The following is an 18,740-nucleotide window of genomic DNA, read 5'->3' as shown; positions in this document are numbered from 1 at the left end:
TTCCGGATGGGTCGCGGTGGCGCCTCAAAAGACCGCACAGACGGTCCTGACCGCAAGTGCATTGCCACGGGCGAGGTACGGCCGAAATACGGGCTGATCCGCTTTGTGGCAGGGCCGGACGGTCTGCTGGTGCCGGATATACTGGGAAAACTGCCCGGACGCGGGATCTATGTCTCCGCGTCACGCGTTGAGTTGGAGAAGGCCGCGAAAAAGGGGCTTTTTGCGCGTGCCCTCAAGCAGCAGGTCAGCGTGCCGGAGGACCTTGTTAACGAGGTCGAACGGCAACTGGCGCACCGGGTGGTCGAGCTTGTGTCGCTGCAACGCAAGGCCGGTAAGGCGGTCGCGGGATACGAAAAGGTTAAAAGCTGGCTGCAGATGGAAGAAGCCGAAGTGCTGATCCAGGCCAGTGACGGATCCGGACGCGGTAAGTCCAAGCTGAGCACGCCGCATTTCGGATCTTACATCGGCTGGCTGACGGCGGATGAATTGGGTTTGGCATTCGGACGCCAAACTGTGATACATGGGGCGCTCGCCTCTGGTGGACTCACGCAACGTGTTGTAGAGGAAGCCCAAAGACTTAAAGGCGTGCGCGAAAACGAGGGTGGCAAGGGCCATCCGAAAGGATAGACGAGCTTCATGAGCGATACTGACGGCAAGAAAACATTGGGTCTGCGCGGCACCGCGCGTCCGGGCAACGTAAAGCAGAGCTTTAGCCACGGACGGACCAAGAACGTCGTGGTTGAAACCAAACGTAAACGCGTTGTGGTGCCCAAAGCCGGTGCGACCAAATCCACTGGCACATCGGGTGCGGCGGGCGGCGATCCGTCCAGACGCCCCGCGGGAATTACCGATGCGGAAATGGAACGCCGGCTGAAGGCCGTGCAGGCAGCCAAGGCGCGTGAAGCCGGTGAGGCCGCCGAGCGCGAAGCCGAAGAAAAGGCCCGTGCCGAGGAACGTGATCGCCGCCGGGCCGAACAGGAAGAAAAAGAGCGCGAAGAGCGCGAGCGCGAGGAAAGCCTCAAGGCCAAGGCCGAAGAGGACAAGCGCCGTCAGGAAGAAGCCGAAGCCGCTGCCAAAGCTGCTGCCGCCCCTGCCGAAGAGCCCGTCATTCAGCGTCCTGCGCGCGAGAAAGCGGCCCCCGAGGCCGCACCGCGCAAACAGCAGGACCGTGAACGCGACACCAACAAGCGTGGCAAAGGTGGCGACGACAACCGCCGCTCCGGCAAGCTGACCCTTAACCAGGCGCTTTCGGGCGGCGAGGGCGGGCGTCAGCGGTCAATGGCCGCGATGAAGCGCAAGCAGGAGCGGGCGCGGCAGAAAGCCATGGGCGGCCAGGTCGAGCGCGAAAAGGTTGTGCGCGACGTACAGGTGCCTGAGGCGATCGTCGTCTCCGAGCTGGCAAACCGCATGACCGAAAAGGTTGGTGAGGTTGTCAAAGCGCTGATGAACAACGGTATGATGGTCACGCAGAACCAGACGATCGATGCTGATACAGCAGAACTGATTGTCGAAGAGTTTGGCCATAAGGTCGTGCGCGTCTCTGATGCCGACGTCGAAGACGTGATCAAAGAGGTCGAAGACGACGACAAGGATCTGATGCCGCGTCCGCCGGTCATTACCATCATGGGCCATGTTGACCACGGTAAAACGTCGCTGCTTGATGCGATCCGGAACGCCAAGGTTGTTGCCGGCGAAGCAGGCGGGATCACCCAGCACATCGGTGCCTATCAGGTGAAAACCGAAGGCGGTCAGCTGCTGAGCTTCCTTGATACACCGGGCCACGCGGCCTTTACATCGATGCGTTCGCGCGGTGCTCAGGTCACAGATATCGTGGTCCTCGTCGTTGCGGCTGATGACGCCGTGATGCCGCAGACCATTGAGGCCATCAACCACGCCAAAGCGGCCAAGGTGCCGATGATCGTGGCGATAAACAAAATCGACCGTCCGGCGGCCGACCCCAACAAAGTTCGCACCGACCTCCTGCAGCACGAAGTGATTGTGGAGCAGATGTCAGGTGACGTGCAGGATGTGGAAGTCTCTGCCATCACCGGTCAGGGTCTTGACGAACTGCTGGAGGCGATCGCGCTGCAGGCGGAAATCCTTGAGCTCAAGGCTAACCCGAACCGCGCTGCTGTCGGTGCGGTGATCGAAGCGCAGCTGGACGTGGGCCGCGGGCCTGTTGCGACCGTTCTGGTTCAGAATGGCACGCTGCGTCAGGGCGATATTTTTGTCGTCGGTGAGCAGTACGGTAAGGTCCGTGCGCTGATCAATGACAAAGGCGAACGCGTGAAAGAGGCCGGACCATCGGTTCCTGTCGAGGTGCTTGGCCTGAACGGTACACCCGAGGCGGGCGACGTGCTGAACGTCACCGGCACCGAGGCGCAGGCGCGTGAGATCGCAGAATACCGCGCGAATGCTGCCAAGGACAAACGCGCAGCGGCTGGTGCAGCAACCACGCTTGAACAGCTGATGGCGAATGCCAAGGCCGACGAGAACGTTTCCGAGCTGCCCATTCTGGTGAAAGCCGACGTGCAGGGATCTGCCGAGGCGATCAACCAGGCGATGGAGAAGATCGGCAACGACGAGGTGCGCGTGCGCGTGCTGCACTCGGGTGTCGGCGCGATTACCGAGACCGACGTTGGTCTGGCCGAAGCGTCCGGCGCGCCGATTATGGGCTTTAACGTCCGGGCGAATGCCTCTGCGCGCAACACGGCCAACCAGAAGGGCGTCGAAATCCGCTATTATTCGGTGATATATGACCTCGTGGACGATGTGAAAGCGGCGGCCTCCGGCCTGCTGAGTGCAGAGATACGCGAGAACTTCATCGGGTATGCGACCATCAAAGAGGTTTTCAAAGTCACCGGCGTCGGCAAAGTCGCAGGGTGTCTGGTGACCGAAGGTGTGGCGCGCCGCTCTGCCGGTGTGCGTCTGCTGCGCGACAACGTTGTGATCCACGAAGGCACGCTGAAGACGCTGAAGCGTTTCAAGGACGAGGTTGCCGAAGTGCAGTCGGGTCAGGAATGCGGCATGGCCTTTGAAAACTATGACGATATCCGGCCTGATGACGTGATCGAAATCTTCGAGCGCGAAGAGGTGACACGGACACTCACGTGATCCGGGTACACTGATCCGACAAGAAAAAAGGGACCGCCAGAGCGGTCCCTTTTTTAGTGGACTTTCGGTCCGGCCGCTTTGACCGGTCTGCCTGTGAAAGTGTCATCGTCCACTCTCACAACGATCCTCCCGTCCGGCAGTTCACGCACGTAGATGCCCTGAACCGATATTGCGCTTCCCATAATAATGGTGCGAAGCATGTCTATCTCCTCCCCAGGATACTGACACTGTCAGCCTAGGGGGTGTTCACGAAAATGTCATAAACAAAATGCCTGAACAGGAAGCATTTTTTCCGCGTCGGAAATAATCCGCCGATCAGAGCCAGTCGCGCAAGACCGGGATAAGCGGTATATCCGCCGCTGGCATCGGATAATTCTTCATCTCCTGCGGGCGGACCCATTTCAGGGTCTGACCTTCGCGCGACATCGGGGTGCCCTGCCATTTGCGGCAGGCAAACAGCGGCATCAGCAGATGAAAGCTTTCATAGCTGTGACTGGCAAAGGTCAGCGGCGCGAGGCAGGACGCCCAGGTATCGATCCCGAGCTCTTCCTGCAATTCCCGGATCAGCGCGATCTCAGGTGTCTCGCCCTGCTCAACCTTGCCACCCGGAAATTCCCACAACCCGGCCATGGCCTTGCCTTCGGGGCGCTGTGCAATGAGCACCCGCCCGTCGATGTCGATCAGCGCGACGGCCGATACCAGTACGGTTTTCATGCCAGGGTCTCCGGTCGCCCGTCAGGAACGGTAATCGGCGTTGATATCGATGTAGCCATGGGTGAGATCGCAGGTCCAGACGGTTGCCGCCCCGCAGCCCAGCCCGATATCAACCGCGATACGCAGATTTTGGCCCTTCATATGCGCGGCGGCATCGGCTTCCGAATAGCCCGGACTGACCCAGCCTTTTTCAGCGACCAGCACGTCCCCGAACCGGATCGACAGCAGATCTCGGTCCGCCTCAGCGCCGGATTTGCCCACCGCCATGACCACGCGACCCCAGTTCGCGTCCTCTCCCGCGATTGCGGTTTTCACCAGCGGCGAGTTCGCAACAGACAATGCATGGGTTTTTGCGTCGCGGTCGGTTCTGGCCCCGGTTACGGTGATTTCGACAAATTTAGTCGCCCCTTCGCCGTCGCGCACCACCTGGTGTGCGAGATCAATCATCACGCCATGCAGCCCATCAGCAAACCCGTCGTGCCCCGTCACTTCGACGCCCGACGCGCCGGTGGCCGCAACCAGCAGTGTGTCAGATGTGGACGTGTCGCTGTCCACAGTGATGCAGTTGAAGGTCGTTTCATTGCTGGCGGACACCAGGGCCTGCAGATCGCTTCGGGCAATTTTTGCATCCGTAAAGATGTACACCAGCATCGTCGCCATATCCGGCGCGATCATGCCGGAGCCCTTGGCGATGCCTGCAATTCTGACAGTCTTACCGTCAATGCTTACCTCTGCCGCCGCCCCTTTCGGGAAGGTGTCGGTGGTCATAATTGCTTTTGCGGCCTCTGAAATCCCGCCGGCATCAAGCGTTCCGGCCAGAGCATCGAGCTTTGCCGTGATCCTGTCAAAGGGCAGCGGTTCGCCGATAACCCCGGTTGAGGATGTAAACACCCGCGCCTGCGGCACGCCTGTTGCCTGCGCGGTAGCGTCTGCGATTGCCCTCACCGCCTCGACGCCTCCCTTGCCGGTGAAAGCATTGGAATTGCCGGAGTTTACAAGGATTGCGGCACCCGAGCCGGCCCCGTCACCGGAGATCTTTTCCTGACAATCGAGCACCGGAGCCGACCGCGTGGCCGATCGCGTAAATGCGCCGGCCACTGCCGTTCCCGGATCGAGTAGGGCCAGCATCACATCGGTGCGACCCTGATAACGCACACCTGCAGCAATGGTGGAAAACCGGACCCCGTCGATGACCGGAAGGTCCGGAAAAGAGGCGGGCGCGAGCGGGGAGACCGCGAGTGCTTTACCCATGTGCGGTTACTCCAGAAGATCGATGCGCCGCAGCAGCGCGGGGTCAACCGGGTCACCCTCGGGGCGCAGCACTTCGGCCTCCTCGGAGAACCGTTCGATTGCGGCCTCGGCAACGGTGCGCCGGGCCTGGCTTTCAAGCTCGGTGCGCACGTCATCCAGTGTGGGCACATCGGCTTTGCGCACTTCATTCAGACGGATCACGTGCCAGCCAAACTGGGTCTGCACCGGTGATGATACTTCGCCTTCTTCAAGTGCAATGACCGCGGCCTCGAATTCGGGCACCATCGCACCGGAGCCGAACCAGCCCAGCTCTCCGCCGCCCGGACCGGAGGGGCCGGTCGATTTTTCCTTTGCGGTTTCTGCAAAATCCGCGCCTTCGTCGAGGCTGGTGAGCACCTCGAGTGCTGCTTCTTCGGTCTCCACAAGAATGTGTGAGGCGTTATATTCGTCTTCGGCTTCGACGCTGCCGTATTGTTCGTCGTAAAGCGCCTGAACGTCCTCAGAGACATCCGTCCCGGCGAGGATGTTTTCGATGACCTCACCCGCAACCAGGGACCGCTTTTCGTTTTCCAGCGAATAGACCACACGCGGCGGCAGGGTCTCGGTAAACGACTGAGAGAGCGCGCTTTGCTGAATGAGCTGTTGCAGAATGCCGCTGTAGAGCACGTCGTCGGACAGCTGCTGATATTGCTGGGGAAGAGTTGCCGCGGCCGCAATCATATGGCCAAGCGTTATGTCGACACCGTTCACGGTGGCCACGACTGTTGCTGCGGATGCTTCGGTCTGTTCTGTCTGGTCCTGCGCGAAAGCCGGCGCGGAAAGGCTCAGCGCCAGCAGAGCGCCGGACAGAAAACGGATGTGTTTTTGCATGGGTTGGTCCTATGGATGTGTCGCGGCGGGCCGCGACATTGACACGGTTTGGCGGGGCCCTTACATCGCCCTATGGGCGCCACAAAGGCACGGCGTTCGTGTGTATATCTATGGGCTGCGCCGCGGACGAGCAAGCAGATCAGCGCATGACACTATCACTTCGGCTGGAGAACGCATGCTGGGTTTCGGAACGATCACAAAAAAAGTCTTTGGCACGCCCAATGACCGGAAAATAAAAGCGACCCGACCCCTGATCGAACAGATCAACGGGCTTGAGCCAGAATTCGAGAAGCTGACAGATGCAGGCATCCTCGAAAAGACCGAAGAGCTGCGCGCGCGGGCGCTCAAAGGTGAGAGCCTCGATGACCTGTTGCCCGAAGCCTTCGCCAACTGCCGCGAGGCGGCACGCCGGGCACTGGGTCTGCGGGCCTTTGACACCCAGCTGATGGGGGCGGTTTTTCTGCACGAGGGCAATATCGCCGAGCAGAAAACCGGTGAAGGCAAAACGCTGACCGCAACCTTTGCGGCCTATCTCAATGCCCTCACCGGCGACGGCGTTCATATTGTGACGGTGAACGAATATCTCGCCAAACGCGATGCCTCCTGGATGGGTAAGGTGTTCGGTGCGCTGGGTCTGAGCACTGGAGTGGCCTGGTCCGGGATGCCGGAAGAGGATAAACGCGAGGCTTATGACAGCGACGTAACCTATGCGACGAACAATGAGCTCGGGTTTGACTATCTGCGCGATAACATGCGTTCCGAGCTGAGCCAGATTTTCCAGAAGAAACACAATTTCGCAATTGTGGACGAGGTCGACAGTATTCTGATCGATGAAGCGCGCACGCCGCTGATCATTTCCGGCCCGTCCCAGGACCGCTCCGGGATGTATCAGACCATCGATGCACTCATCCCTTCGCTGAACGACACGCACTTCGAGCTCGATGAGAAAACCCGCAACGTGACCTTCACAGATGAGGGCAACGAGTTTCTTGAGCAGGTGCTCCGCGACAATGATCTGCTGGAAGAGGGTCAGACACTTTATGATCCCGAAAGCACCACCATCGTGCATCACATCAACCAGGGTCTGCGCGCGCATAAGCTTTTTCAGCGCGACAAAGACTATATCGTGCGTGATGACAGCGTCGTTCTGATTGATGAATTCACCGGGCGGATGATGGCGGGTCGGCGGCTTTCCGACGGGTTGCACCAGGCGATCGAGGCCAAGGAAGGGGTGGAAATCCGCCCTGAAAACATCACGCTGGCCTCTGTGACGTTCCAGAACTATTTCCGGCTTTATAACAAGCTGGCGGGCATGACCGGTACTGCGCTGACCGAAGCAGAAGAATTCAATGAAATCTATGGTCTGGGCGTTGTCGAGGTGCCGACCAACAGGCCGGTGGCCCGTGTTGATGAAGACGATCAGGTGTTCCGCACCGCAGTCGAGAAGTATCGCGCGATGCTGGAGCAGATCAAAGAGAGCCACGAAAAGGGCCAGCCTGTTCTGGTGGGTACGACCTCCATCGAGAAATCCGAGATGCTCAGCAAAATGCTGACCGACGCGGGGCTGAAACATAACGTTCTGAACGCACGCCAGCACGAGCAGGAAGCGCAGATTGTGGCCGATGCGGGCAAATTCGGCGCGATTACAATTGCGACCAACATGGCCGGTCGCGGCACTGACATTCAGCTCGGCGGCAACGTCGATCTGCAGATCATAGAAGCGCTGGCCGCTGATCCCGAGGCTGATCCTGAAGCGCTGCGTCGCGACATCGAAGCGAGCCACGCCGGCGAAAAGGCCAAAGTCATCGATGCAGGCGGGCTGTATGTTCTGGCCTCCGAGCGGCATGAGAGCCGGCGCATCGACAACCAGCTGCGCGGCCGATCGGGACGTCAGGGTGACCCCGGGCGCTCGTCCTTCTTTCTGAGCCTCGAGGATGACCTGATGCGCATCTTCGGCTCCGAGCGGCTGGAGAAAGTGCTGAAAACCCTCGGTCTGAAAGAAGACGAGGCGATTGTGCACCCCTGGGTTAACAAATCGCTCGAGCGTGCGCAGGCCAAGGTCGAAGGGCGCAACTTTGACATCCGTAAGCAGCTGTTGAAATTCGACGATGTGATGAATGAGCAGCGTAAGGTCGTATTTGGCCAGCGCCGCGAGATCATGGAAGCCGAAGATCTGTCTGAGATCACGACCGATATGCGCCATCAGGTTATTGATGATCTGATCGATCAGTATCTGCCGCCGAATACCTATGCGGATCAGTGGGATGCAGAGGGCCTGAACGAGGCCGTGCGCGAACAGCTCGGGATGGATCTGCCGGTCGCGGACTGGACGGCGGAAGAGGGTGTCGATGACGATGTGATGCGTGAGCGCCTGATCGAGGCGACGGATGCCTTTATGAAAGATAAAGCCGCGCAGTTCGGTCCTGAAAACATGCGCAATATCGAAAAGCAGCTCTTGTTGCAGTCAATTGACGGAAAGTGGCGCGAACATCTGCTGACACTGGAGCACCTGCGGTCGGTTGTCGGTTTCCGCGGATATGCACAGCGTGATCCGCTGAATGAATATAAAAACGAGTCCTTCCAGCTTTTCGAGGGTATGCTCGACAGTCTGCGCGAGGATGTGACCCAGAAGCTGGCGCAGATCCGCCCGCTCACCGAGGAAGAGCAAAAACAGATGGTCGAGCAGATGCGTGCCCAGCAGGCAGCGGCTCAGGCCGCAGGCGAACAGGCGGCAGCGCTTTCTGCTGAGCCGGAAGCGGGTGACAGCGATGCAGTTGCGGGATTTGTCGAAGACGACCCGTCAACCTGGGGAAATCCGGGCAGAAACGAGACCTGTCCTTGTGGATCCGGCAAGAAATTCAAGCACTGTCACGGTCGCCTGGTCTGACCTGAGGCGGGGATTGTTTCGCATCCTTGCCTTTTTGTTGCCTGAATGACTCCCAATACACGTCATAAGTGAGCCCTGTTTACGATCCATTAACCATTCTTAACAGGTGAAGAAGGATCGTTAACACATGTCTCACAAGACAGAAATTATTACCGCTGCCAGTACCCTTGTATGCGCGCTGGCGATAGGTTTTGTGATGCAGAGCGGCGAAGTCGCCGAGCAGCGTTACGGAGAGACAAATGTGGCCGGGCTGGGCAATGTGCCGGTAGTCGGCACGCCGGTGCCGCCGGTCAGCGTGAACCCTGTGGCCCGCATTTCGGAGGATGATCCGCGTCTGCGCGTGAACGGCATTGCCCTCACGTCTGCCGGGATCAGATCCACCGAGGACACAGAAACAGTCAGCGTATCTCTTCTGGAGCGGCCTGAAAAAGAGCCGGCCAAAGTGGAATACACGGTTCGGACCAGTTGCCCGGTAGTGGCCGAGGCGGAAACCCGGGCCAGCGCTATGCTGGCGATGCGCGTCGAAGCACCCTGCTATGCGGGCGAAACCGTGTCACTGTCGCACAAAGGGGTAACATTCAGCGATGTCCTCGATGCCAGTGGCCGGATGAGCGTCGATATTCCGGCGCTTGAACAGGACGCCAGAGTTGTCGTGACATTTGAAAACGGTCGTAATGCAACAGCTGCCAGTACCGTGACGACCATCGCGCTTTATAACCGCGTGATTGTTCAGACCAAAGCCGGCACCGGTGTTCAGATCCACGCCCGGGAGTTCGGTGCCGATTATGGTCAGGAAGGCCATGTCTGGTCTGGCTCACCGCGCGATCCGGAATCGGTTGGCACAGGCGTTGGCGGATTTTTGTCCACGCTGGGCAATCCGGGCACCGAAGGCGAGGATGTCGCTCAGATTTATACCTATCCCGTGACGCTGTCAGGGGCGAGCAGCACTGTCGATCTGACCGTGGAAACACAGGTGACCGAGCTCAATTGTGGCCGGACCATCACCGCTTCTACCATGCGGGTCATCAAGGGTGGCGATGCGACTGTTAAGAACCTGAGCGTTGACGTGCCGGGATGCGAGACCGTGGGCGACTATCTGGTGTTGATTAACCCGCTGGAAGACCTGAAACTCGCCGGAAAGTAACCCCAGCGAGGCTCTGTCACATGAGACTGAGACGTGCGGCGGTTTTCGCCGCACTTTTTATTTGTTGCACCCTGCGTTTCGCCGTAGCGCAGGACGTCACGCTGACCTCACAGGATGGCGGAATTGTGCTTTCCGGGGACCTGCTGGGCTTTGACGGAGAGTTTTATCGCGTCGATACGATCTATGGCGAACTGACAATCGACAGCGCCGGTGTAACCTGCACCGGCAGTGCCTGCCCCGATCTGCAGGCGTTTGTCGCGGATATTTCCATCTCAGGCTCTGCGCTGATGGGGGCTGTGATGATGCCCGCGCTCGTTGAGGCCTACGCCCGTCAAAGCAGCCTGGACGCCACCCGCGAAAATCTCGATGCATCGCATTACACCTATACGCTCAGTGATCCCGAAACAGGGCGACCTGCGGGTATTTTCCGGTTTCGCGTTACCACAACAGATGAAGGATTTGCCGATCTGCTGGCGAATGAAGCGGATATCGTCATGGCGCAACGCGGGGTCCGGCCTGACGAAGTGGCGCGCGCCCTCGAGGCCGGCATGGGCGATCTGACGTCGGAAAAACAATCAAAGGTTCTGGCGCTGGATGCGGTGGTTCCGGTCGTGGCACCGGGAAATCCGGTAATGGTGCTGACGCCCGGAGATCTTGCGCAGCTATTTGCGGGTACGAAGACGCACTGGCAGGTTCCGTACGGAGCTGGCGGGCGTGTCGTGCTCTACGCTGCTTCACCCGGGTCCGGTGTGGGGCAGGCACTGGCTGACGAGGTCATGGGATCTGAGGGTCTCGAGTTATCAGCCGATATCAGGACTTTCGCGAGTAACAGCGATATGGTCGCCGCAGTGGCCGAGGATCCGCACGGCCTTGGCCTGGCGGCTTTCTCCGGGACGGGAGACACGAAACTACTGCGCCTGGCCGCCGGGTGTATCCGCCCGATACAGGCGACACGGCGGGCGATAAAAACCGGCGATTACCCCTATACTGCTCCGATGTTTCTGTATCAGCCGGCCCGCCGCCTGCCGAAGCTTGCGCGTGGGTTTTTATCCTTCGTGAACGAACCTGCGGCGCAGCTGGTGATACGCCGGTCCGGGTTTGTCGATCAGACGCCGGAGGAGATTTCGCCGGATGACCAGGGCAGCCGTTTTGCAAATGCGATAACGTCTGCCGGTAAGCGGATCTCACTCGCGGATTTGCAGCGCATGGTGCAGGTTCTTGCGCCGATGAACCGTCTGACCACTACGTTCCGCACCGAGCCCGGTACATCCGATCTCACCGCCCGGTCGCGCGGAGCGGTTCTGCACCTCGTGCAGGCTCTGAAAAGCGGTCGGTTTGACGGGCGGGAGTTGCTTTTTGCCGGGTTTAGTGACGCATCCGGCGCAACGCTTGCCGGCCAGTCAGCATCACTGCGCGCGGCGGAAAGACTAAGCGAGATGGTGCTGGAGCAGCTTCCGGCGACGGCGCTTGCGCGCTTTACCGTCCGGGTTGACGGCTTTGGCGAAGCTATGCCGATGGGCTGTGACGGCAGCCCGGCCGCGCGGAAGGCCAATCAAAGGCTTGAGGTCTGGATACGCTGAGACATCACAAAAAAACCGGACGCAGGGTCCGGCCTTTTCAGATTGTTCTGTATCAGGTTACCGTCAAATGCGCGGTTCAGCCCTTCATCGAGTCCCAGAAGCTTTTGACGGATGAGAAAAAGCTGCTCGACTCCGGATTATTGTTTTCCGAAAGATCTTCGAACTCCTGGAGAAGCTCTTTCTGCCGGCCCGTCAGGTTCACAGGTGTCTCAACCGCAAGCTCTATGAACATGTCCCCGGTACCGCCCCCTCTGAGCGCTGGCATGCCTTTGCCGCGCAAGCGCATCTGGCGGCCGGACTGGCTGCCGGCAGGGATCTGGACGCGCCCGCGCCCGCCATCAATGGTCGGAACCTCGATGGAGCCGCCCAGAGCTGCCTTGGACATTGAGACCGGCACGCGGCAGTAAAGATTTGTGCTCTCACGCTGGAAAAGCCCGTGTTCGGTGACTTCGATAAAGATATAGAGGTCGCCCGATGGCCCGCCGCGCATGCCCGCTTCGCCCTCACCGGCAAGCCGGATCCGTGTGCCGGTTTCGACACCCGCTGGTATATTGACGTTAAGCGCGCGTTCTTTTTCCTGGCGCCCTGCACCTTTACAGGTCTTGCAGGGGTTCTGGATGTGCTGTCCGAGCCCGGCACAGGTCGGACAGGTTCGCTCAACAGTGAAAAAGCCTTGCTGAGCGCGCACTTTGCCCATGCCTGAACAGGTCGGACAGGTCACCGGCTCGGCACCGCCCTCGGCACCGGACCCGTTACAGCTGTCACAGGCCACGGAGCCCGGCACATTGATGGTCTTCTGCAGACCGGCAAAGGCATCTTCCAGAGAGATCCGCAAATTGTAGCGCAGATCAGATCCGCGCGCCGCGCGCCGGCCACCGCCGCCGCGCTGTCCACCCATGAAATCTCCGAAAAGATCGTCGAACACGTCGGAAAAGGCCGATGAAAAATCGCCCTGACCACCGCCGCCAAAGCCGCCGCCGGGACGACCGCCTCCGCCCATGCCACCTTCAAAGGCTGCATGTCCGAAACGGTCATAGGCCGCTTTTTTTTCGGCGTCTTTCAGGACCTCATAGGCCTCATTGGCCTCTTTGAACTGCGATTCAGCCTGCGGGTCGTCTTTATTGCGGTCAGGGTGAAGCTCTTTTGCTTTGGAGCGATAGCCTTTTTTGATTTCGTCAGCGGAGGCACCTTTGGCAACGCCAAGCACCTCGTAATAGTCACGTTTTGCCATGGATGGGTCCCCCTTGTCGGAACGTGACGGGCCGACCCGGAGGCCGGCCCGATCAGAGGTTCCGGGTTACATGGCGCTTACGCGCGCTTGTCGTCGTCCAGATCTTCGAACTCGGCGTCCACGATGTCGTCTTCACCAGCCTGCGCTTCGTCAGCGGCTTCAGGGGTGTCGTCACCTTCTTCCTGAGCGGACTTATAGATCGCTTCGCCCAGTTTCATCGCGGCCTCTGTGACGTTCTGAATACCAGCCCGGATTTTGTCCGGGTTGTCGGTTTCCAGCTCGTCTTTGAGGGCGGCAATCGCAAGCTCGATCGCTTCGACGGTTGTCGGATCAACCTTGTCGGAGTGCTCCTCAACAGATTTCTCTGTCGAGTGGATGAGGCTCTCCGCCTGGTTTTTCGCCTCGATAAGTTCACGACGTGCCTTATCGGCTTCCGCGTTCTCTTCGGCGTCCTTGACCATTTTCTCGATATCATCATCCGAGAGACCACCGGAGGCCTGGATGGTGATTTTCTGCTCTTTGCCGGTGCCTTTATCCATCGCACCCACGGACACGATGCCGTTTGCGTCAATATCAAAGGTGACTTCGATCTGCGGCATGCCACGCGGCGCCGGTGGAATGTTTTCGAGATTGAAAGCACCAAGGATCTTGTTGTCGGATGCCATCTCGCGTTCACCCTGGAAAACCCGGATCGTCACAGCGTTCTGGTTGTCTTCGGCCGTGGAAAAGATCTGAGATTTCTTCGTCGGGATCGTGGTGTTGCGGTCAATGAGACGGGTGAAAACGCCACCCAGCGTCTCAATGCCAAGGCTCAGCGGTGTCACATCGAGCAGCACCACGTCTTTGACGTCGCCCTGCAGAACACCGGCCTGAATGGCGGCACCCATGGCAACGACCTCATCCGGGTTCACACCCTTGTGCGGCTCTTTGCCAAAGAACTTGGTGACTTCCTCAACAACTTTCGGCATCCGCGTCATACCACCGACGAGAACAACCTCATCGATATCGCCTGCGGTCAGACCGGCGTCTTTAAGAGCCGCCTGGCAGGGTTTCAGTGATGCTTTGATCAGATCCCCGACCAGCGATTCCAGTTTGGAGCGGGTCAGCTTCATGACCATGTGCAGCGGCTGGCCGTTTGCGCCCATCGAGATGAACGGCTGGTTGATCTCTGTCTGGCTGGAGCTCGACAGTTCGATCTTGGCTTTCTCGGCCGCTTCTTTCAGACGCTGGAGCGCCATCTTGTCTTTGGTCAGGTCGACCTGGTGCTCTTTTTTGAACTCGTCCGCGAGGTAGTTGACGATGCGCATGTCAAAGTCTTCACCGCCGAGGAAGGTATCGCCGTTGGTGGATTTCACTTCGAAAAGGCCGTCGTCGATCTCAAGGATGGTCACGTCGAATGTACCGCCGCCAAGGTCATAGACAGCGATTGTCTGGGTGTTCTCTTTGTCCAGGCCGTAAGCCAGGGCTGCCGCTGTCGGCTCATTGATGATCCGCAGCACTTCGAGACCCGCAATTTTGCCGGCGTCTTTGGTCGCCTGACGCTGGGCGTCGTTGAAATACGCAGGCACGGTGATGACCGCCTGGGTGACTTCCTCGCCCAGATAGCTTTCTGCGGTTTCTTTCATTTTCCCGAGGATGAACGCGGAGATCTGAGAGGGAGAATATTTCTCACCTTTCGCTTCGACCCATGCGTCGCCGTTCCCGCCGTCGATCACGGCAAAGGGCAGGTTCTTTTTGTCTTTGGCGAGATCCGGGTCGTCATTGCGACGGCCAATCAGACGTTTAACGCCGAAAATGGTGTTGTCAGGGTTGGTAACGGCCTGGCGTTTAGCCGGCTGTCCCACCAGGCGCTCTTCATCTGTGAAGGCGACGATTGAAGGCGTTGTACGCGCACCTTCGGCGTTTTCGATCACGCGTGGCTGCGATCCGTCCATGATTGCGATGCAGCTGTTCGTGGTTCCAAGGTCGATACCAATCACTTTGGCCATTTTGAGATCCCTCTTGATATTAAAGGCGATGACACGGAGCACCGGCCCGTTATGGCGCCTTTGCCCCGATGATGTTCACACGAAAAGCAGGTCGCTTCGTGCGGTTCGGAGGGTATATAAGGAGGGGTCTGCAGCCCTGCAACCTTTCTGACGGGCTGCAGGTGGGAATCTTTCCCGAATTTTTTCTGTTTTCCCGGGATACCGCGCAGATGACACAGCTGAAAGTCGCAGGATTTGACGTGCACAAGGGCTTCCTGGATATCTATGCGCAGCGCGAAGTGCTGTCTGCGGTGCGCGAGGTCGTAGCAGCGGCGCCGCTCTTCACGCCTGTAACCCCGCGCGGCAAGGCGATGTCGGTGCGGATGACGGCAGCGGGTGATTTCGGCTGGATTTCGGACCGGCGCGGCTATCGCTACAGCCCGGTGCACCCTGACGGGCAAAGCTGGCCGCCGGTGCCGGACTGCATCCTCGGTATCTGGCGGGATCTGACCGGAGCCGCGCGTGCGCCGGAGTGCTGTCTTGTGAACTTTTACGGAGAAGGTGCGCGCATGGGGCTGCATCAGGACAGGGACGAGGCTGATTTCAGCTGGCCGGTTCTGTCGGTGTCACTGGGTGATGATGGTCTTTTTCGCATGGGCGGCACCGAACGGAGCGGCAGGACGCACTCGGTCTGGTTGCAGTCGGGGGATGTGGTTGTGATGGGCGGTGACGCGCGACGCGCATACCACGGGGTGGACCGGATCCGCTTTGGCTCATCAGGCCTGCTGGAGAAGGGCGGCCGGCTTAATCTGACGCTGAGGGTCGTCACCTGAGTACGCATCAGCCACGGCATCCCGGTATGTCTGTACTGTAAGGGTGCAGTTTTGTAGGGTCCGTGCAAAGGCAGGGCGGTGACATTCTCCGAATACCGCGTGCTGTCAGCCCGCAGTGCCCCGGAAATGGTTAAAGTATGAATCTGAAAAGAAGCCCGCGCGAGGTGCGGAAGACCGGCGACGACAGTGCTGCGGGATCGCTTCTCACATATGTCTGGCGGATGAGCGAATGGCACCAGCCGGCGACCTGTCTGCTGGCGGTGTTTGTGGCTTTGCTCAACCTTGTCCCGATTGAGCTCCAGCGGCGCATCGTCAACGAAGTCGTGGAAACGCGCGATATTCCGGTTCTGGTCAAGTTCGGCATTGCCTATGTCGGGGTGACCCTTGCGCACCAGCTGGTAAAATACGTCCTTTGGATTTACCAGTCCTGGCTGACCGAAAGTGCCACACTCTACACCCGCCGCCACCTTTTGCATATCTACGAAGAGCGCCGCAACGGGGCTGAGGAAGAAGTAAACGACCGGTCCGGTCGCACGGTGTCGATCGTCGGAGCAGAGGTGGAAAAACTCGGCGGCTTTGTCGGTGAGGCGATCTCGGGGGCCTGTGCCAATCTTGCAATGCTGCTCGGTGTGGTCGTCTATATGTTTGTGGTAGAGCCTCAGATCGCCGTTTTCGCACTCGCTTTTCTGGTGCCGCAGATCATCCTCACGCCGTTTCTGCAGCGGCGGCTGAACGACCTGGTGGAAGAGCGCGTTTCCATGCTGCGCGATCTGGGGGATGCGATATCGGATTCGGAAAAGGACACACGCGACCGCGGTCCCGGACTGATCAAAGATATTTACACCAACCGGATGCGGTATTTTATCCTGAAATTCATTCTTAAATCCTCTCTGAACCTGCTGAATTCACTTGGCCCGATCACTGTGTTGCTTTTTGGCGGATACCTGGTGATGCAGGGAGAGGTACAGGTAGGTGTGATTGTGGCATTTCTCTCGGGGTTTGATCGTATTTCATCCCCGCTGCGCGAGCTGATCGGGTTTTACCGGATTGCGGCGCAGGCCAGTGTGCAGCATTCGATGATCGCAAAATGGATGTCGCGTTCAGCCTGATCGACACTTAACGAACAAACCGGGGGGTGCGTCAGCGTCGCGCGCTCCAGCTCGCCGAGGCGTGGCGGCGGGTATAGAACTCACCCATCAGCCCGATCATGATCAGCACAACCGCCACCCATAGCGCATAGCTCCAGTCGGTAAAACGCGGCACGTAATTTATGAAAATGAAGCCACGGGCCTGGTCGATAGTGTGAAAAAGCGGGTTCCAGTCAAACATGGCGAGCATATAGGCGGGCATCATATTGGCCACGAACATCTTGCCCGACGCGATCATATTGGCGCGCTGGTAGATCGTGTTGAAAATCGTCACGAACTGCGGTGCCCAGGGTTTGATCGCCAGCAAAACGATCCCGATCGCCACGCCGGTGAGCCAGGACAGCATCAGCATGCAAAATGCACCGCCGGGATTTTCGATGTAAACCGGCATCCAGGCGACATGATAGATGAACAGGATGAAGGCCATGGACAGCACCTGGATATAGAGCGAACCCAGAGCGGCGGCGGCAATCGCCACAATGGTGTTCATCGGTGCGTGTTGCATCATCGGGCTCGCCGGACCTTCAGAGCCGACGACGGCACCCATCGCTTTGGTGTGGGTCATGAAAAGAAATACGCCGGACATGATATAAAGCAGGAAATCGCCGCGGACGGCGGCACCGCGCAGGCCCAGCAGGCTGAACATCACGTAAAAGGCGAGTACGAAAATAACCGCCTGCAGCAGGTTCACCCCAATGGCCAGAAAGGCATTGGCATGCGTTTTGCGCACCGACCGCACCGCCGAGTGGTAGATCAGCGTCAGGATGGTCAGCGCGGAGGTGAAGCCGCTGTGACGTCTGTGGGTCGTGTCAGTCATGTCTGCCGCGCCTCGATATCTGCACAGAGTTTCACGGAATTCTTGATGTTCCGTTATCCGCGCAGCATAAAGTCCGGAGCCGGCCAGATCAACAACCGCCGCGGGAGACACCTCTTTTATGGATTACAGTGCCTTATCGGTCGCAATGCGCAGATTATCGCTGCTGGCCGGAGCGAAAATAATGGAGGTCTATGCGGCGGACGATTTCGACGTGAAGGTCAAATCAGACGCCAGTCCCGTCACCGAGGCAGACGAGGCGGCGGATGCGATCATCTCGGCCGGTCTGCGCGAAGCCTTTCCCGACATCCTCCTGGTGACCGAAGAGCAGGCGGCAACCCACACCAGCAAGGCCGGCACGTTTCTCATCGTTGATCCGCTCGACGGGACAAAGGAGTTCATCAACCGGCGGGGCGATTTCACGGTGAACATCGCGCTTGTGGAAAACGGTGTGCCCACGCGCGGCGTGGTTTATGCGCCGGCGAAGGGGCGGATGTTTTACACCCGTGCTGACGGTCAGGCAGTTGAGGAAACCGGTGATCTGGCTTTGGACAGCGTAGGGGAGACCCGCGCAATAACAGTCTCTGATGCGGATAATTCGGCTCTGATGGTGGTTGCATCGAAGTCTCACAGAGATCAGGCGACAGACGACTATATCAACCGCTATGCCGTGCGCGACATGACCAGTGCCGGCAGCTCTCTGAAGTTCTGTCTGGTGGCCACGGGCGAGGCGGATCTTTATCCGCGGCTCGGGCGCACGATGGAATGGGACACGGCTGCAGGAGATGCCGTGCTGCGTGGCGCCGGCGGGTCAGTCGTGCGTTTTGATGACCACAGCCCGCTGGTTTACGGCAAGGAGGGTTATGCCAACCCGTTCTTCATCGCATATGCGCCTGGTGTCGATCTGGTGGCCGGCTGATGTCAGTTCTGATCGTTATTCCTGCCCGCTATGCTTCGACCCGCTATCCTGGCAAACCGCTTGCCGAACTGCGGGGCGCCTCAGGCGTCGCGCGCAGCCTGATTGAGCGCAGCTGGCAGGCGGCGATGTCCGTTGCAGGTGTCGATCGTGTGGTGGTCGCCACGGATGATGCGCGCATCCGCAGCGCCGCTGAAGGGTTCGGTGCCGATGTAGTGATGACCGCCGATACTTTGGTGAATGGAACGGAGCGTTGTGCCGAAGCATATGA

Annotated in this window: 15 protein-coding genes and 1 pseudogene; 9 read left to right on the top strand and 7 right to left on the bottom strand. The window is 59.0% G+C overall.

The features are described from left to right. Window positions 1-6: 6 nt before the first annotated feature. Both Q0M35_RS01140 and infB read left to right on the top strand, forming a co-directional pair. Complete coding sequence (locus Q0M35_RS01140) at window positions 7-627, top strand: RNA-binding protein (protein ID WP_295311343.1); 621 nt, start codon at window positions 7-9, stop codon at window positions 625-627. 9 nt (window positions 628-636) lie between these two features. After that, window positions 637-3,114, top strand: coding sequence for a translation initiation factor IF-2 (infB, locus tag Q0M35_RS01135; protein ID WP_295311341.1), 2,478 nt, complete (start codon window positions 637-639; stop codon window positions 3,112-3,114). A 53-nt stretch (window positions 3,115-3,167) separates the two neighbouring features. Here infB and Q0M35_RS01130 read toward each other — a convergent pair whose 3' ends face one another. The 4 genes from Q0M35_RS01130 to Q0M35_RS01115 form a co-directional block, all read right to left on the bottom strand. Beyond that, on the bottom strand, window positions 3,168-3,314 hold the full coding sequence (locus Q0M35_RS01130; protein ID WP_295311339.1) for a hypothetical protein: 147 nt from the start codon (window positions 3,312-3,314) through the stop codon (window positions 3,168-3,170). A 115-nt stretch (window positions 3,315-3,429) separates the two neighbouring features. Then, complete coding sequence (locus Q0M35_RS01125; RefSeq protein ID WP_295311337.1) at window positions 3,430-3,828, bottom strand: (deoxy)nucleoside triphosphate pyrophosphohydrolase; 399 nt, start codon at window positions 3,826-3,828, stop codon at window positions 3,430-3,432. A 21-nt stretch (window positions 3,829-3,849) separates the two neighbouring features. Next, window positions 3,850-5,079: a bifunctional glutamate N-acetyltransferase/amino-acid acetyltransferase ArgJ gene (argJ, locus tag Q0M35_RS01120; RefSeq protein WP_295311335.1), complete on the bottom strand. Its 1,230-nt coding sequence runs from the start codon at window positions 5,077-5,079 to the stop codon at window positions 3,850-3,852. Between the two features lie 6 nt (window positions 5,080-5,085). Beyond that, entirely contained in the window at window positions 5,086-5,949 is an 864-nt protein-coding gene (locus tag Q0M35_RS01115) for a peptidylprolyl isomerase (RefSeq protein ID WP_295311333.1), read from the bottom strand. A gap of 175 nt (window positions 5,950-6,124) precedes the next feature. On the opposite strand from Q0M35_RS01115, the gene secA reads away from it, so the two are divergent. The 3 genes from secA to Q0M35_RS01100 all read left to right on the top strand — a co-directional run bounded on the left by secA (window position 6,125) and on the right by Q0M35_RS01100 (window position 11,560). Next, window positions 6,125-8,836: a preprotein translocase subunit SecA gene (secA, locus tag Q0M35_RS01110; RefSeq protein WP_295311332.1), complete on the top strand. Its 2,712-nt coding sequence runs from the start codon at window positions 6,125-6,127 to the stop codon at window positions 8,834-8,836. Window positions 8,837-8,963: 127 nt separating this feature from the next. Further along, window positions 8,964-9,980, top strand: a complete 1,017-nt coding sequence (locus tag Q0M35_RS01105) for a hypothetical protein (protein ID WP_295311330.1) — start codon at window positions 8,964-8,966, stop codon at window positions 9,978-9,980. Between the two features lie 20 nt (window positions 9,981-10,000). Next, a complete protein-coding gene (locus Q0M35_RS01100) occupies window positions 10,001-11,560 on the top strand; it encodes a substrate-binding domain-containing protein (protein ID WP_295311328.1) in 1,560 nt (519 codons plus the stop codon). Between the two features lie 76 nt (window positions 11,561-11,636). Here the strand turns inward: Q0M35_RS01100 and dnaJ are convergent, their stop codons facing one another. Together dnaJ and dnaK are read right to left on the bottom strand one after the other, a co-directional pair. Continuing rightward, a complete protein-coding gene (gene dnaJ, locus Q0M35_RS01095) occupies window positions 11,637-12,791 on the bottom strand; it encodes a molecular chaperone DnaJ (protein WP_295311326.1) in 1,155 nt (384 codons plus the stop codon). 77 nt (window positions 12,792-12,868) lie between these two features. Further along, window positions 12,869-14,779 carry a molecular chaperone DnaK gene (gene dnaK, locus Q0M35_RS01090; RefSeq protein ID WP_295311323.1) on the bottom strand — a complete coding sequence of 637 codons (1,911 nt, stop codon included), beginning with the start codon at window positions 14,777-14,779 and terminating at the stop codon, window positions 12,869-12,871. 209 nt (window positions 14,780-14,988) lie between these two features. Between dnaK and Q0M35_RS01085 the strand changes: the two genes are divergently transcribed. Beyond that, entirely contained in the window at window positions 14,989-15,591 is a 603-nt protein-coding gene (locus Q0M35_RS01085; RefSeq protein ID WP_295311321.1) for an alpha-ketoglutarate-dependent dioxygenase AlkB, read from the top strand. Between the two features lie 137 nt (window positions 15,592-15,728). Beyond that, complete coding sequence (locus Q0M35_RS01080; RefSeq protein WP_295311319.1) at window positions 15,729-16,700, top strand: ABC transporter ATP-binding protein; 972 nt, start codon at window positions 15,729-15,731, stop codon at window positions 16,698-16,700. A gap of 31 nt (window positions 16,701-16,731) precedes the next feature. Here Q0M35_RS01080 and Q0M35_RS01075 read toward each other — a convergent pair whose 3' ends face one another. Beyond that, a complete protein-coding gene (locus tag Q0M35_RS01075) occupies window positions 16,732-17,556 on the bottom strand; it encodes an ABC transporter permease (protein ID WP_295311317.1) in 825 nt (274 codons plus the stop codon). A 118-nt stretch (window positions 17,557-17,674) separates the two neighbouring features. Here Q0M35_RS01075 and cysQ point away from each other — a divergent pair, with 118 nt between their 5' ends. Together cysQ and Q0M35_RS01065 are read left to right on the top strand one after the other, a co-directional pair. Further along, entirely contained in the window at window positions 17,675-18,472 is a 798-nt protein-coding gene (gene cysQ / locus Q0M35_RS01070; protein ID WP_295311315.1) for a 3'(2'),5'-bisphosphate nucleotidase CysQ, read from the top strand. Next, window positions 18,472-18,740 (top strand): annotated as a pseudogene (locus Q0M35_RS01065) (3-deoxy-manno-octulosonate cytidylyltransferase); the annotation flags it as partial. The gene cysQ and the pseudogene Q0M35_RS01065, both read left to right, overlap by 1 nt.

The sequence above is a fragment of the Roseobacter sp. genome (genome assembly GCF_024639605.1).
In the GTDB taxonomy this organism is placed as follows: domain Bacteria; phylum Pseudomonadota; class Alphaproteobacteria; order Rhodobacterales; family Rhodobacteraceae; genus Roseobacter.
Note: the sequence above shows the minus strand (reverse complement) of the source record. Positions and strands in the feature narration are given on the sequence as shown.